This window comes from Pseudopedobacter sp., assembly GCF_040392825.1.
GTDB lineage: Bacteria > Bacteroidota > Bacteroidia > Sphingobacteriales > Sphingobacteriaceae > Pseudopedobacter.
The window spans coordinates 1-16,762 of record NZ_JBEBVH010000066.1; the positions used below are offsets into that span (position 1 = coordinate 1).

The window sequence follows — 16,762 nt, forward strand, 5'->3', positions numbered from 1 at the left end:
ATCAAACATAAGGTTAACCTAAAGCAGGATGCCTATCAAAACCCTGGATCTTTGGGATTCCAGGCCCTGGATGGTTAAGTGGATATCATTCAGTGAACTTTACTTGAGTCTACCGGTACCTTGATGGAAAACGAAATGACCAATGTCCCTGACAAATGACATCCTGTTAGGCTTATTTATTACTATGGCTAATTCAGGGCTAATGGTTTAAATTTATTATGAAATCTTTATAGTTTCAATTTGCTTTTACGCTAATTCATAGTTAATTAAAAATTCCTCGATATTATTCTTCTTATTGGCATAATATTAGCTTGCATAAGGTGCAATCTATCACTATTAATTTTTTCTTTATCTATGAATATCGCGTATATTTCAACCTATACACCTAGAGCGTGTGGGTTAGCTACTTTTAACTCTAATTTGAAAAATGCAATTGAAAGCAATAACGAACCAGGAAGTAAAAGTTTTGTTATTGCAATAAATGATTCGGACAATTTAAATCAATATCATTATCCGAAAGATGTACGATTCATTATCAGACAGCAGCGACAAAAAGATTACATCAAAGCAGCAAATGCTATAAATCAGGGAATTGCTGATGTATGTATTATGCAACATGAGTTTGGAATATATGGCGGGGAGAGTGGTGTGTATGTTTTACCGATGTTATATAGAATTAATAAACCATTAATTACAATACTTCATACGGTATTACAGGATCCTACTTATTTACAAAAATTGATTATAAAGGAAATAGCTCAGCAGTCTTCCAAAATTGTAGTAATGGCGGAGAAAGCTGTAGATTTCTTAACCAGTATTTACGAGGTACCGAGACATAAAATAGCTCTAATAGCACATGGTGTTCCGGACTATGATATAACTCAGAGTAATCCAATACTCGAAAACCCGTATTTTAAAGATAAGAGAACTTTAATAACTTTTGGTTTGCTTTCAAGAAATAAAGGTTTGGAAACAGTAATTAAGGCTTTACCAAGTATTGTTTCTAATCATCCGGATGTTAGTTACACAATTATTGGAAGTACTCATCCAAGTATTAAACTGTCACAAGGGGAAGAATATAGGGATAGTCTTAAACAACTAGCTAAAAATTTGGGAGTGAGTAAATACGTTCATTTTATTGACTCGTTTGTACCGGAAGACGAATTGGTGAATTACCTGAGAGCAGCTGAAATCTATATAACTCCATATTTAAATGAAGCGCAAATTACCAGTGGTACATTATCTTATGCTGTGGGGGCTGGAGCAGCGGTGGTTTCTACTCCATATTGGCATGCCGAAGAGCTTCTAGCTGAAGATAGGGGGAAATTATTCCCATTCAAGGACTATGAGAGACTGGCTGTGATTATTAATGAATTATTGGCTGATGATAGTGAACTTTCGAGAATTAAAGCGAATGCGTATAACTATGGTTTGCAGATTCGTTACCCAAAAATAGGTAAAAAGTACTTTGAGCTGTTAAATGAAATGATTGAAGAAGAGAAGTACCTGGTTAAGGCTGAAAATTTCACAATAGATGTAGAGCGTTTGCCAAGCTTTAATCTTGATTATGTGAAAAGATTAACAGATGATACCGGAATAGTTCAACATGCCCGTTATGGAATACCCAATTTAAAGGAAGGTTATTGCATGGACGATAATGCAAGGGCGTTGATTATGGTACTTATGGCTTATAATCAATTTAAGAATAAAGAGGCATTAAATTTACTTCCGATTTATCTGAGCTTTATTCAATATATGCAGTGTGATGATGGCAATTTCCGGAATTTCCTGAGTTTCAGAAGAGAATACCTAGATGACTGTGGCAGCGATGATTCTTTTGGACGAACGCTTTGGGCATTGGGTTTTATGGTCTGCAATTCGCCTAACAATTCCTATAAAGAGTTTGCTAAAGAATTGTTTTTTAATTCGTTGAAGCATATTGACAATTTAGAACACATTAGGGGTTTTGCCAACAGTATTATTGGTTTAAGCCATTATTTAAGCTGTAACAGTGATAAGGAAGTAAAAAATAAGTTGATTTTCCTTGCAGACAAAATGGTGAAAGCTTATCAGGAACATAATAGGTCGGACTGGCAATGGTTTGAGGATAAGTTGACTTATGATAATGCTATTTTACCAATGGCTTTATTGAAAGCTTATGAGGTGACTGATGAGTTTATTTATAAAGAAGTTGCTTTTAAAACTTTAGATTTTCTGGATCAGGAAACTTTAGATAAGGGATATTATAATCCTATAGGTAATGATGGCTGGTTTTATAGAGATAGTAAAAAGGCTGTGTTCGATCAACAGGCCATAGAAACTATGGCAGCAGTGATGATGTATTTCCAGGCTTATAAATTAACAAGTGATATTTCTTATATAAAGAAAATGCAACAAGCATTTCTATGGTTTTTAGGAGAGAATACACTTCGTGTTCCTTTATATGACTATGAAACCAATGGCTGCTGTGACGGACTAACAATGATTGGGCTAAACAGGAATCAGGGAGCAGAAAGTACATTAGCTTACTTTATATCTTATTTAACGGTTTTACAGGCTGTGGAAAAAGAGTATGAATTTGAAACGGTAGCGGCAAAAAGGGTTGAGGCGTAAATGAAGGTAGGTGTATTGTCTACTGTTGCCTGGAGAACACCACCGCAACACTATGGTCCCTGGGAACAGGTAGCTTCAAATTTAACAGAAGGTTTGGTAGAGTTGGGATGTGATGTTACACTTTTTGCTACAAAAGATTCGATTAGTAATGCTAAATTAAATGCCATAATTCAACAAGGGTATGAGAGCGATAAGACCCAGGATCCCAAAGTTGTAGAGTGTTTGCACATTGCAAATGCAATGGAACATGCTGGTGAATTTGATATTATCCATAACCATTTTGATTTTTTGCCATTGACTTATTCCAGGTTGATAAATGTACCCATGTTAACAACAATACATGGGTTTTCTTCGGAAAAAATTGTAGAAGTTTATCGGATGTATAATGATAATAATTTTTATGCATCTATCAGTAATTCTGACCGACATGAAGATCTGAAGTATATAGGGACAGTTTATAATGGTTTAAATTTAGATGAGTTTGATTATTCGGCGATAACGAATGATTATCTTGTTTTTTTAGGTAGGATACATCCCGATAAGGGAACTGCGGAAGCTATACAAATAGCATTGAACAGTAAAAAGAAGCTAATTATTGCAGGCATTATCCAGGACTCAAAATACTTTGAAGAATGTGTGCAACCATTTCTGGGTGAACAAATTGAATTTATAGGTCATGTAAATCCCCATGAACGCAACTTGTTGCTAGGTAAGGCTTTAGCGCTATTACATCCAATAAATTTTAATGAACCCTTTGGATTAAGTGTAGTAGAAGCAATGTCATGTGGAACACCGGTAATTGCTTTTAACAGAGGGTCTATGCCGGAACTTATTGAGGATAAAAAATCTGGCTTTTTAGTAACTACTGTTGATGAGGCGGTAGAGACAGTAAGTAGTTTATCTTATATTGATAGACACTATTGTTCTGAGTATGCCCGTAAGAGATTCTCCGCCAACGCTATGGCGGAAGAATATTACAGATTATATTGCCAGATTTTAGGAAGATAATTTATCTTCTTTTAGCTTGATTAATAACGCATCGATATTTACAGTCATAAAGGAAGTTGAGTAGTCCGAGAGTCCATAAGGAACTATTAGTTCTCCGTTATTAATAATTGAACCACAGGAATAGACTACATTAGGGACATATCCTTCTCTTTCGTCTTTATTAGGAACCAATAACGGTTCTTTTAAGCGCCCAATTTCAATACTTGGATTCTCCAGATCGAGTAAACTAGCACTAAGGCAATACCGTCTCATAGGGCCAACACCGTGAGATATGATTAACCATCCGTGTTCTGTTTCAATAGGAGATCCACAGTTTCCAATTTGTATATATTCCCATGGATGTTGAGGGGCTTGCAGTAACATTGGATTATTCCAAATGTTGATTTTCTCGGAATACATAATATAATTATTCCAGCCATCTATTCTTGACATCATGGCAAATTTTCCACCAATTTTTCTGGGAAATAAAGCAAGGTTTTTATTCTTTGCACCTTCTCCGTACAGGGGTCTGACTTTAAAATTATAAAAATCTGTAGTTTCCAATAACTTAGGCATAATTACATCGCCATCGTATGCAGTATAGGTAGCATAATATTTATAGCTCCCATCTTCATTAATAAATTTAACAAATCTGGCGTCTTCGATTCCCTTTCTTTCAAATTCAGAGATGGGATAAATTATTCTATCTGAGATATCTGTATCTAAAGAAAAATTGATTTCATGATAAGAGTCTGCGAGCCAAAGTATTTTATCTAGGTCTTTATAGTTTTTTTCGCGTTTTAAACGATCTATGATTTCTTTTAATTCACGGTAATCAAATTTCTCGGGGAGATTTTGGTCCATTAGCCCGATAGTTTCATCGGCAATATGGGAGTCATTTGCTTTTTCAAAAAAGAACTTTTTGGAATAGATGTTATTTTTAATGATTTCAGCTTCGTCTACATATCTTCCGGATGGAGTTACTGTTATGTCGTTGTTGCAATCTATTAATGCGCTTCTGAAGACTATAGATGATATATGACCTTCCCCGACAGCTCTGAAACTAATAATTATACGTCTTTGGCCTTCTTCTAAATTTCCCTGGTAAGGGTCTTCTACAATAGAGGGGTTAAAAAATGCAGCCGATTCTATGGAATATTCATGTGTGAAAAATGCTCCGATAAGTAGTTTTCTGTAAAATGTAATCTGATCTAGTTCTGAAAGATCTTTTTTTAGTGTTTTAAATAATTTGTTTGCATTTTTCTTAAAGATCTTTGTGATATTTCTATGTCTTTTTGAAAATTCTTGTAGTAATGGCAAGATGAGTTCTTCTACCTCGTGTTCAGATAAATTATAAATCTTGTCCAGAATAGAAATAGCTCTTTCGGGACCTGCATAAAAGAATCTGGAAATTACCCTTTTTGGATCGGGCATAATTCGTATATCTTTTCTTTTTATTGGAATCCTCATAGTTGGAGTTTGCTTTTATACAAAAAATAAACTCCTTTTTTTAAGAAATGTTTTATCGGAAGTAATTTATCATCAATAGAATTTGGAATCTATATAGTCCTGATAAATACTTTGCATTAATGCCTGCGCTTGTTCCAATTGTTCGTTCTTTAGGGATGCAGGCATATCCCTTGGTTCTGTATAGATGATGTTATGGGCTGTTGGATCAAAAGAAATGGCTCCATTTTTTGTGATCATACCAAAGCCATTTTGCCAGACATAGAAAGAAAAGCCTGTTGTATTTGGATTTAGCAAATCGTAACTGTATTTAAAATTACTGGAAGGCAGGTTTAGCTGCCTTAACAATGTAGATGCAATATCTGTTTGATTACCAAATGTGGAAATACGTTTTCCCCTATAATTTTCTTTTAAAGCTTCTCCATAAATGAGTAGTGGAATATGATATCTGTTAGGCTGATGGATTTCGTTAACATTTTTAGGTAGACGATGCCCATGGTCGGCTATGAAGATGAAAATGGTATTTTTATACCAATTTTCCTTTTTTGCTGTACTTAAAAATTCCTGAATTTTTTCCGTGGTGTAATAACTTGTACTTCTAAACTTATTCTCGAGGTTGTCGTCGCCAAATTTTCCTTTTGCTGGTAACATAAAAGGTTCGTGATTGCTAAGCGTAAGTATAGTGGAGAAAAAAGGTTGTTTTTCGGTTTTTAGAAAATCCAGTTGATTTTGGAAGGCAACTTCGTCATATGCTCCCCACTTTGATGTTAAATCTTTACTCTCGATAGCGCTTGCATCTATTAACGTTTTAAATTGATGGCTTAACAGATAAGATTTGAAATTAGCAAACTCCGTATATCCACCATAAAAAAAAGAAGTGAAATAGCCATTCTTAACCAGTTCTTTAGAAATGGAAGGTAGTTTTTCCTGCTTGTCGTTTTCTTTAATAATACTTTTTGGACCTTGAGATGGAAATGCACTTAATACAGCTACTATTCCTTTGTCTGTTCTGTCGCTGGAAGAGTAAATATGATCGAAAAGTAAACCATTCTTAATTAAATTAGAAAAATGAGGTGTTACGTTTTGTTCGCCTCCCAGATCAGCTATAACGTCGGCAGTAAAGCTTTCCATAATTACCAAAACAATATTTGGCTTGTCTGTTTTTAATATTTTTAAAGTGCTGTCGTGTTTTGTTGCGTATAAGTTATTGACTATAGAGTCTGCTTTTTCGTTAGAGAAATATAGAAAAGGGTTTTTATTTTCAGACTTTTTAAGATAATTGGACATCAGCAACCAATTGGTATTTAAAGCTGCATGATTAAGTATGGGTTTGTCACTAAAATAAACCTGACTGGGGTTCATTGGTGCAATTTTCCATCCGCCTCTTATTCCAAGAAAAGTCAGGCCCAATACAAGTAAAGAGAAAAATATTTTTGCGATGGATGAGGTTTTTCGGTCTCTGAAAATATCCTTAATTACAATAAATTGATATAAAATATAAGCCAGAATCAACAAAGAAGCAGAAAATAAGAAAATTAGAAAAAGGGGGGATGAACCACTGGAAGCCATCGCTTCTTTAGGACTTTCTATTAAAAAATCTATAACTTTTCCGCTTATTTTGCTTCCCCATTCGGTATAAATATTGAAATCTATGGTAGTAATAATTACCGTCAATACAGAAAGTATTGCTGTGTAAGCAGACAAAGCTTTTTTGGGAAAATTTAATTTATGAAAATTCCAGCAAATGATTGCTGTTAAGAATGGAATTACTGAAAAATAAGCAGACATAGAAGCGTCCATGTGCAAGCCGTATAAATATGTTTTTAAAATTTCGGTGAAAGTTATTCCCGTAAATTTAGTGCTATTCCAAAGTTCGAATGCTACACGATTGATAGCAAAAAAGGTTATCCAAAAAATATAATAACGCAGAAAGAAGGCAAGGCTTTTTAGCATGCCGTAAAGGTAATACATTGTTAACTTAAACAATTCTTCGTGTTAATTTTTTATGAGATTTTAACAGATTAGTGATCGATTTCTTTTGCATAGGATCTTTTAAGAATGTAATAATCAAGATTTAAGGAATCGGCTTGTTGTTTAAGTTTATTTACTATGAAATCCGAATTTTTACCATCAATAAATATACGGTTTGAATGATAGGTTTTACGTAGACTGTCGAGGCGGTAATTTCTGTTTCCACTAATCAAAAGCCAATCAGTTTTGGAACGAGAGAAAGTGTTTTTTCTATGATTGATGAATTTTAAAGTCTTGGTTCCAAAAGTATAAATATTCTCATTTTCGTATAAGTGTGGGTCTGAAAATTGGATATTCTTTATACCACAACTATCCAGATATGGTTTTACAGAAAACCTGTAGGTATATTCCAGTGTGTCTAAATCTGTAACTAATATGCATGATTTTCCTTTTATATATGCAATAGCAGTGTTTTTTCTAAGCGAAAAGAAAAGTGTTTTATGTTGATTTATGGAACTTAAGTTTTTGAAAGCGAATGATAATGTTAAAATGAGGATGGTTGAGCCTGCGATTAAAATTTTATATCCAGACCTTTTATGAAGGAGGAATATTAATAAAAGTAAATACAGTAATGTTAACTCGAGTTTATTTAACCAAATTTTATCTAAAGTAGAGAATGGAAGATGTTCTATGTATAGTAGTCCCTTATTGGTGAAATCTATGAAATGATTAAGAAAAAGACCTATCCAATATTGTACGAAATCGATTCTGATTGCTAAAAACGCAAATCCTCCAATCATAATTATCATTGCAGGTAAGGCCATAAATAAGTTTCCGAGAATAAAATATATAGGAAATTGATGGAAATAAAACAGACTGAGAGGTGTTGTTGTAATTTGAGCCGCTAAAGAAACGCATATGCATTGCCAACATGCGTCTATTAATTTATGTTTGGGCGAGTAGAGATGATAGATCTTTGGATAAATATGAATTAATCCCAATACAGCCAGAAATGATAATTGAAAGCCAATATCCATCAGGTTTAACGGATTGATTAAAAGGATTATAAAAGCTGCTATAGCTATTACATTATAGCTATTGGACCTTCCAGATGAAAATCTGGATAACAGAAGAAATGTAACCATTAGAGCTGCCCGTAAAATAGAAGGAGCTAATCCGGTAACTATGCTGTATGTCCAAATAAGAATTAGCATACAACATAGTTTTATAACCCGCCCTGTTCTAAACCTGTCAAAGCGTTTAAATGCAAAATTAAGCATGAATACTACAATCATAACATGCATGCCGGAAACAGAAAGTACATGTAATGTTCCGGTATTTTGATAAGCACTAAGTATTTCCTGATCCAAATCTGCCCGGTCGCCTAATATTAGGGTAGAAGCTACAGATTGCGAGTTTTTATCTTTTAAGTACTTCTTAAAATCCTGTACCAAACCTTGCCGAAATTTTAAAGCATACTGAATAATCAGGTTGCCTTTACCAGCACTTAAGTGTTTGGTTTCGTTAATATTGATGAAGCTTTGATGGTATATTTGTCTATATGATAGCAAGCGTTTATAGTTGAATTCTGCCGGATTATATGGAGGTTCTGTTTCTGAATACTTAGCTTTAATTAACAAACAATCGCCATATTTTATAGTAAACTGCTTAGTGGTGTCGAAACGCAGGGCAAGTAACAATTTTCCGGAAGTAGCATAAACAGAATCGGTGTTTATTGTACGTTTAACTTTAACGGGAAAGCGGGCTATGTCGCCTTTTAATTTGGGTGGTTCCTGTACAATTACAACTAAATGAGAGGCTTCTGTTTTTGAAAAATGGTCTTGCCAATATATTTCCTTGTGGAGGTTACACCATATTATTCCGGAAAGCATAAAAAGTATGCTTACTAAAATACCAGCAATCCAATTCAGGAAGAAATACTTTTTCTTCTTGGTAATAACTAAAAATGTAATGAAGAAAGCAAAAAGAATAATCCAGCTATACAAGTAACCGTTGTGCGGTTTAATCTGAAATGCAATTGACAAGCAGATACCGGAGATAAAGAACCATATCTGTCTGAAAAAAGGTATTTCTTCTTTAAAAAAGTTCACTATTAAAATCTGTATCTTATTTGGATTTTTATTTCGGGTTTGCTGTTTCCTTGTATTTCATCTAATCCTGAGCCTATACTTGTTAATTCCTGATATTTTGTGATACTGTATTTTATCCAAAAATCCAGTCCTCGTTTTACTCGGTACCTTCCATTTATATAAAAACGCATCCCTTTATTTTGAAATCCGGGGCTTGAGTAGGCGTAAAGGACATCGTTTTCATAGGCATATATTCTGGTATCAAAACCTTGAGTGTCGAATAGTGTGTATCTCAGATTTCCAGAAAATCTGGATCTTGAAGGTGAATATTTAATATCCTGAAAAGCCATAAATCCGTATTTGTTAGTTGTAGAAGCTGTTTTGTATTGACTTATTTCCGCCCGATTTTTTACTGTGAGAGTCTTGTTTGCCTGATATTGGATTTCCAGACGATAGTTTTGCCTTCGATAGGTTTCTAATCCGGATGATGATCCGTTCTGTTCTTTTTCCTTTAGTTTATATCTTAGTATAAACTGTAAAGATTTAGAAGGTGTGTAAATAAACTGGCTTAAAATATCATGACCAGAAGAAGGGGCGTCTACACGATATTTCAGCCAGGGGAATTTAAACAGATCGGTGTAAAAGGACAGGTTGTACTTTTTACCATATTTATAGTTAAAGCCAGAATAAAATCCGGTTTCATTATATGCATTGGTGCTTTCGCTAATTGCCTGGTTAAAAAAGGAATGATAGTTTTTTTGATAATTTCTCTGGAACACCACGAATGATAAGTTATCGGACAGACTAGCCATTGCACCGTTCAGAAAAGCAAATCCTCTGGTTAAACTGTGTGCTGCTTCTCCAAAAAAGTAAAAATTTCTGAAAGATTTAGTATAGTGTATACCCATATTGGTAAGATTATTACCGGTAAAATCGAAAAGTTTATAAGGTTCTGATTGAAGAACGAAAGGAGCTTTGAATTCAGTTCTGTAAGCATTAAATCCCAATGAAAAGCTATTGCTTTCAAATTCAATATTTCCTCCGTAAACCAGTTGTGATACGCTTTTTCTGTTAGCTAATTCGTTTGGTGTCCTGTGTAATCCCGATTGCTGTAAACTATGAATTATCAGATTTTGATTTTCATCCAAATCACTGCTGCTATCTAATTTTCTATATGAAATAAATGGGGTAAAGTATATGTTGCCAATATTTATCTGAGTTGCTATGCCTCTAAAGAAAGCATATTCATTGACAGAGGTATAAGGTCGAAGCCCTATATCTTGCTTTACAATAGTAGTAATATCGGCACCTTTTCCAAAACTTAGTCCACTCCATAAGCTTAATGCCTGGCCAAATTGTAATGAGTAGTCTCCAACAACTGTCTTTTTAAACCGCCCTATGTCTTTGATATATAAACTAGCAGAAATTAAATCTGCACCAGTTTTACGATGCAACGCATATTCACCCGCATCTTTTTCTATGTTTAAAGAAAACTGAATACTATTTCTGTAATTGAATCGGTAACGCGAAAACAGTCTGTCCGGTGATCCTAAATATCTGCTTCGATCTGAGCTTTTATCTATCGTAAACCCTTTCTGTAATTTCAATACTCTGCTATATCTTAGCATATAATCATGTATACCCAGATTGGCGAGCTGCTTTAAAGAGAAACCCTCAAAGCTACTTGAGGGATTTATTGTGACAAAATTTAACAACAATTTAATGGTTGCCAGATCGAATGTACTTATGCTTTGCAACTCGTAAACCTCTAAAAGTTTTCCGTTATTTTCTATATGATTCAGGAGATTATTTATTTGGATGGGACTTAGAAAAAAAAGCTCTTTCAGTTCTTCTCTGGTAGCTTTGTTTAAGTTTAACGGGACTTTTTGGTATTTGCCCAGTCGTTCTGTTAATTCTCCATAGTCAAAATCTTCAGGCATATTATCGGACATGTTATCTACCCAATTTTCAATAATCTCGTCTTCTGTCTGCGCATTGAGAAAAGCTGGAAAATTGAATAGAATGATAAACAGATAAGGTTTAAAATTCATAAGCGATTGCCAGTTGAGGTGAATAACCTAGAACGTTGTGATTACTGATGGCAAAATCTATAACCAGTTTTTTATGGGTTAGTCCAAATCCACCATATTGTCTAAAAGTGTTAACAGAAATACCGCTTCTCAGCGCTAAAAAATCCATAATCTGATAATTCAATCCCATTTTATAATCTATAGGTTTGTTAATACCTTTTTCAATCTCTGAAGAAGCCTGCAGTTTATTGCTAAAGCTAAAAACGCCACCGAATTTTATATGCGATTCTATATTTTGATCTTGAATTCTTTTATAAGCAACCAGGTTCGGATTTGCAACATGTGCACCCAACCTCAGTTTAGGTGAGGCCTGAAATTGGATTCCGCAATCTATAGTAAAAGCATTTTCATTTTCATAGTCATCGATATGGAGCTGATGAAAGTTTATTCTAATAGCGGTAGATAGTTTTGGGCCAAATGATTTTGTCAAGCTAATTCCAGCCTTTAAGTTTTTAAATTCCTGAATGCCGTAGCTTTGTACCGAAGCTCCAACCACGTAATTTTTAAAAGGAACGGCCACAATGGCGGTTTTACTGCCCAATTCATTTACAGAAAATCTATTTTCGTAAGCAATACCTATTTTTAGAGCTTTCATTTGCGATAAGCCGGCAGCATTGATATTGGCTGACCAAAGATCCTGTAAAGCAACTGAAGCGTTAGCGAGTGCTGAGAATTTAGCACCTGATATAAATTGTGATTTTGCATTTTTTGTAGTTAACAAAATTACTGATAGAATAAGTATTTTTTGTTTCATGGGAGGATTGTCTGTTATCAGGTTTTGTTTTTATTGTCCCGATTTTTATTTGATTTAGTTTATTGGTTTTTATTAACTATAAATATAATATATTTTTATTGTCTTTTAAAGAAATAAAATCTTTTTTATGGTTTTGTTGTTGATTGAATATGCGAAAAGAAATTGCTTTTGAAGTGCTTTTAGTAGGAGATTCCGGAAATGTTAATCGTAATGGAAAAGACGAATTGTTAGAGTTGGTACGTCAACATCTGCCTAAGCAAGACAACTCATGTGTGGTTTTTTTGGGTGATAATATTTATCCTAAAGGAATGCCAGAAAAAGACGATGTATTAAGATCTGAAGCGGAACTTGTCGCTTATAAACATTATGAGACGCTGAAATCATATAAAGGAAAAATAGTATTTATACCAGGAAATCATGATTGGAACAAAGGCAAAGAAGATGGATTGAACTATTTGCTCAGACAGGAAAGCTATTTCAATAACCTATTTCAGCAACAAGTTTTTTATCCACAAAACGCTTGTCCAGGACCTGCAGAAATTATAAATACCGATTATGTATGTATAATAGCAATAGATACACAATGGTGGATGCAGGAAGGTGATAAGCCCATTGGTAAGCAAAATGCATGTGTGGAAAGTGAGCAGGATTTTTTTAAAAAATTAAACGTTCTTGCTACAGAAAATGCAGGTAAACGAATTATTATTTTAGGCCATCACCCTATTTATAGCTATTCTCTTCATGGGGGGAAATATAAGATGAAACATCATGTCTTTCCCTTAACACTTTATAAAAAGAAAGCTTATGTACCTATGCCTTTTGTAGGATCATTAATTCCTTTGTACAGGAAGTATATTGGTGCTAAAGAAGATATTGCTCATCCTAAATATAGCTATTTAAGAAAAAGAATGAAGGCTATATTTAAATCCAACCCGGGTATGTTTTATATTTCCGGTCATGAGCATAACTTGCAGTATATAGAAAAGTACAGTACACATCATATCATCAGCGGAGCAGCGTCTAAATCTACTTACGTTATTAAGGGGAAATATTCTAAGTTTGCTGTTTCTGCAAAGGGATTTTTTATATTAAGGTTCTACACTGATAAAAGTATTAAAATAGAAACTGTACTTACCAATAAATACAATAAGATGGGCGAGTTAGCCTACCAAAGTTGGATAGTCTAAATTATTAGGAATAATAGTCTGGATTGCTCCGGGCAAACATTCCAGTTCTATTTTGTTTACCTTTCCAATAACTTCTCCATCTATTTGTAACAGTGTTTTCTTAGCACAGGTTACAACAGCCTGTTTACACTGTATGGTCTCAAAAAATTCCGAATAGGCCAGCCTGTTTGTGAACATATGAAAAGCAATAGACAATAGCTTAATTTTTGGGAAAGGTCTTACAATGCATACTTCAAAAAGACCATCGTTCATTTTTCCTTCCGGATTTATAACTGCTCCCGTGCCGTACATAGTGGCGTTGGCAAAAGTTAGTGAAACGGCTTTTACCTTTCTTTCTACGTTTCCGTAAGTAATAATAAATCTTTTGCTCCTTATGTAGAAGACTTCATTAAAAAGGTATTTGGCATAGGTGAACATACCTCGCTTATTGTCTAATTGAAAACGCTTCACAATTCTGGCATTTAAACCAACATCTGCAAGATGTATAGACGTATTTTCATTAATCTTCAATAAATCCAGTTTTACTGTTCGCCCGTTTTCCAATAAGTTTAGTGCTTCATCAAAATTTGCAGGCATGTTTAAATCCTTTGCCATTCCATTTGCCGAACCAAATGGGTATATCAATAATTTGATGTTTTGATTTTGGATAATATCGGTAATCATGTTTACCGTGCCATCGCCACCTGCAGCTATAATAACATCGGGTCCATAAGCCATTATTTTATCTTTGATGGCTTTTTTCGGATCTACTGTTAGTTGTAGCACCTGATGATCTGTCTGCTTATTTTGCATGTATTCTTCAAAACGATGCAAAATATTTTCTTTCTTCTGTTTTCCAGACTTATGGTTGATAATTAAAAGCGTTTTGTCAAATATCATACAACATCATTCTATGTCGAATTTATCTACCAACAGCAAGTTAGGCAGTTTGTTTAAGGATTTTAGCGAAAAAGTATTACAAGATTATTAATTTTAAGAATGAAAAACTTTATCGCCCTGTTCTTAATTACCCTTCAACTTCAGGTTTTTGGACAGACAACAGCATATAAAACCTTAAATAATATTAAATATTATCCCCAAGCGATATATAAAACTGATAGTTATGCGCAGGAGAGGTGCATTATAGATATTTATTATCCTGAGAATGTTAAACAATTTGCTACTATTTTATGGTTTCATGGCGGAGGTATTGAACAAGGAAAGAAAGAGATACCAGATGCATTAAAAAATAAAGGTTTCTGTATTATTGGTGTCGGGTACAGATTGAGTCCGAAAGTGCAAGTAATGCAAGCCATTGACGATAGTGCGGCTGCTATAGCCTGGGTTTTTAATCATATTGAAGAATATGGTGGAGACAGAAAAAAGATTTTTATATCGGGGCATTCGGCAGGAGGATATTTGGGAATGATGGCTGTTTTAGATAAAAAGTACCTTACAAAATATAATGTAGACGCAAATGAAGTTGCCGGGTTGATTCCATTTAGCGGCCAATGTATTACTCATTTCACAGTAAGGAAAGAAAGAGGCATAAAAGAAACTCAGCCTATAATAGATGAATTTGCTCCGCTTTATCATACCCGGGCAGATGCTCCGCCATTATTATTAATAACAGGAGATAGGGAATTGGAAATGTTGGGCAGATATGAAGAAAATGCCTATATGGCAAGAATGATGAAATTAGTTGGACATAAAGAAACGCGTTTATTAGAACTAGGCGGCTATGGACACAATATGGCTTATCCTGCTTTTCCCTTATTAATTAATGAGGTGAAGCGTTTGATAAAATAAAGGGTATTTTCCTTTTGTAATTCAGGACGGTAGCTAATGATTAAAAAGCTAGTGATATAACAAATTACATTAACCAGAAATGTCTGTATATCATGTACTAAATGGCGATTGCTTAGCCGAACAATTAAAGCAAACTACAGTTGACCCAAACTTTATAGTTTGCAGAGAATGCTTAATTGAAGGAAGCGTTTATGCCAGTAACATGACCGACTTTTGGAACACCCGGACAAAATTTATTACTAATACCTATAAAATTTCAGAAGAAGAGTATTTCAATAAAACAGTCAATGAAATTGCAAAACTAAATCATATACCTGATTATTCAGAAGTTTGCCTTTGGTTTGAGAATGATTTGTTTTGTCAGGTAAATATGTGGTTTACGATAGCCATTCTATCAAAATATCCAACGCTAAAAATATGTAGAGTATTCCCGGTAATAGAAAATAAGGCTGACAGATGGAAAGGTTTCGGGATAGCTAATGCCAAAAAATTAGTGCAGGCATACAATACTAAAATTCAATTTATACCGCCGGAAGATATTGAATTAGGAGAAAATTTATGGAAATCTTATCAAAGTAGTGATTTCAGCAGACTGAAAGAGTTGTCTAAACAACAAACAAACTGTTTTGAATATCTGGAAACAGTCTGCAGGGCTCATATAGATCGGTTTCCACCAGACAAAACATTGGGCAGACCCGAGAAAGTAATAAAGGAAATAATTGACAGTGGTATTACAGATTTTCATTTGGTTTTCTCAGAATTCTCTGACAGAGAGGGAATATATGGATTTGGCGATTCGCAAATAAAAAACATTTATGACAAACTGATTTTATAATGTCAGCTAAAGATTTTGTTTTAGCTATTTTGATTACAGCTTAGAAAAATCTTCTATCAGTTGTTTATGCTTGTACTCCGCTATCAGCTCATCTGCTTTTTTATTATTTCCCGTTTGCAATGCCTGAAAATAAGGGCTTACAATATGATTAGTCTCAGAGTTAGGGAAGGTACTTTGCAAATAAGTATAGGCATCCTTATAATAAGGATTCAAATTACGGGTGCTATAAACAAATAAAGGAGTGTTGTCTGCTCCGGTTAAAAAGAAAGCTAAAAGGCGTTTTCTTTGTTGCTTTAAATCATCTGCAAAATGGAAACTGCTGTGGTACTTCGTAAATTTTTCTAACCAAATTAGTTTGTCTACATATTGTTTCCCACTAATAACTAATCCGGCATCTTTCATAAAGCCTTCTTTGTTTTCTTTATTTCTTTCCTGAAGATATTCACGCATAGTTGCAGATACTCGATTTTCGAACCATTTTGCTACGAAGTCTCTGTCTTGCTCAATATAGGCCATTCCTTCTATAGAAGCCACTTGAAAACCGTTCTCCTTAAGCTTTTTCTGATAATCTTTTAGATTCTGAGATACAGGAGCATTGTTTTGAAGGAAAAGAGGAGAGTAGTCTACAGTATCTTTTTCCAAAGTGGCATTTAAAGAATTGGTCAGCTTTTTATAATAAGAGTCGAAAATAATGTAAGCTTTATCGTTGGTATCCTGATCCTGATCTGAAAAGAGTTCCTGATATTTCTTTGCAGCTAGTGTTGCGCTTTCTACCGAGGAACTATCGAGCTGATTAATGAAGGTTTGATAAGCTTCCAGTTTATCTGTTGTGTGAAGTGTACTATCTTGTTGGGTGCTGCCGTTATTGCTGTTTTTTTGTCTATTACAAGCAAAAATTGTAATTAAGAGCAGACTTATAAAATAGATGTTTTTTGTTTTCATAATCATCCTTTTTAGGACTACGTTTATAAAAAAGATGG

Annotated in this window: 12 protein-coding genes; 5 read left to right on the forward strand and 7 right to left on the reverse strand. The window is 34.2% G+C overall.

Going from position 1 to position 16,762, the window contains the following annotated elements:
• Positions 1 to 354: 354 nt before the first annotated feature.
• The gene (locus ABWO41_RS06760) at positions 355 to 2,613 is read left to right on the forward strand and encodes a glycosyltransferase family 4 protein (protein ID WP_353135392.1); all 2,259 of its coding nucleotides are present in this window, start codon (positions 355 to 357) and stop codon (positions 2,611 to 2,613) included.
• The gene (locus ABWO41_RS06765; RefSeq protein WP_353135395.1) at positions 2,614 to 3,621 is read left to right on the forward strand and encodes a glycosyltransferase family 4 protein; all 1,008 of its coding nucleotides are present in this window, start codon (positions 2,614 to 2,616) and stop codon (positions 3,619 to 3,621) included. It abuts the gene before it with no gap.
• Here ABWO41_RS06765 and ABWO41_RS06770 read toward each other — a convergent pair.
• From ABWO41_RS06770 to ABWO41_RS06790, 5 genes are all read right to left on the reverse strand, one after another.
• Positions 3,610 to 5,070, reverse strand: coding sequence for a glycoside hydrolase family 130 protein (locus ABWO41_RS06770; RefSeq protein ID WP_353135398.1), 1,461 nt, complete (start codon positions 5,068 to 5,070; stop codon positions 3,610 to 3,612). The two genes, ABWO41_RS06765 and ABWO41_RS06770, sit on opposite strands and share 12 nt — an antisense overlap.
• 72 nt (positions 5,071 to 5,142) lie before the next feature.
• Complete coding sequence (locus tag ABWO41_RS06775) at positions 5,143 to 7,020, reverse strand: LTA synthase family protein (RefSeq protein ID WP_353135401.1); 1,878 nt, start codon at positions 7,018 to 7,020, stop codon at positions 5,143 to 5,145.
• 68 nt (positions 7,021 to 7,088) lie between these two features.
• A complete protein-coding gene (locus tag ABWO41_RS06780; protein ID WP_353135404.1) occupies positions 7,089 to 9,149 on the reverse strand; it encodes a ComEC/Rec2 family competence protein in 2,061 nt (686 codons plus the stop codon).
• A gap of 2 nt (positions 9,150 to 9,151) precedes the next feature.
• Entirely contained in the window at positions 9,152 to 11,179 is a 2,028-nt protein-coding gene (locus ABWO41_RS06785; protein ID WP_353135407.1) for a ComEA family DNA-binding protein, read from the reverse strand.
• The gene (locus ABWO41_RS06790) at positions 11,169 to 11,972 is read right to left on the reverse strand and encodes a hypothetical protein (RefSeq protein WP_353135410.1); all 804 of its coding nucleotides are present in this window, start codon (positions 11,970 to 11,972) and stop codon (positions 11,169 to 11,171) included. The genes ABWO41_RS06785 and ABWO41_RS06790 overlap by 11 nt, the downstream gene beginning before the upstream one ends.
• A gap of 149 nt (positions 11,973 to 12,121) precedes the next feature.
• Between ABWO41_RS06790 and ABWO41_RS06795 the strand changes: the two genes are divergently transcribed.
• The gene (locus ABWO41_RS06795; protein ID WP_353135413.1) at positions 12,122 to 13,159 is read left to right on the forward strand and encodes a metallophosphoesterase family protein; all 1,038 of its coding nucleotides are present in this window, start codon (positions 12,122 to 12,124) and stop codon (positions 13,157 to 13,159) included.
• Here ABWO41_RS06795 and ABWO41_RS06800 read toward each other — a convergent pair.
• On the reverse strand, positions 13,133 to 14,038 hold the full coding sequence (locus tag ABWO41_RS06800) for a diacylglycerol/lipid kinase family protein (protein WP_353135416.1): 906 nt from the start codon (positions 14,036 to 14,038) through the stop codon (positions 13,133 to 13,135). The two genes, ABWO41_RS06795 and ABWO41_RS06800, sit on opposite strands and share 27 nt — an antisense overlap.
• A gap of 99 nt (positions 14,039 to 14,137) precedes the next feature.
• On the opposite strand from ABWO41_RS06800, the gene ABWO41_RS06805 reads away from it, so the two are divergent.
• Together ABWO41_RS06805 and ABWO41_RS06810 are read left to right on the forward strand one after the other, a co-directional pair.
• Entirely contained in the window at positions 14,138 to 14,947 is an 810-nt protein-coding gene (locus ABWO41_RS06805; RefSeq protein WP_353135419.1) for an alpha/beta hydrolase, read from the forward strand.
• A 79-nt stretch (positions 14,948 to 15,026) separates the two neighbouring features.
• A complete protein-coding gene (locus ABWO41_RS06810) occupies positions 15,027 to 15,782 on the forward strand; it encodes a DUF1835 domain-containing protein (protein WP_353135422.1) in 756 nt (251 codons plus the stop codon).
• A 33-nt stretch (positions 15,783 to 15,815) separates the two neighbouring features.
• Here ABWO41_RS06810 and ABWO41_RS06815 read toward each other — a convergent pair.
• Positions 15,816 to 16,762 (reverse strand): hypothetical protein (locus tag ABWO41_RS06815; RefSeq protein WP_353135425.1); only part of this gene is annotated, 947 nt, incomplete at its 5' end.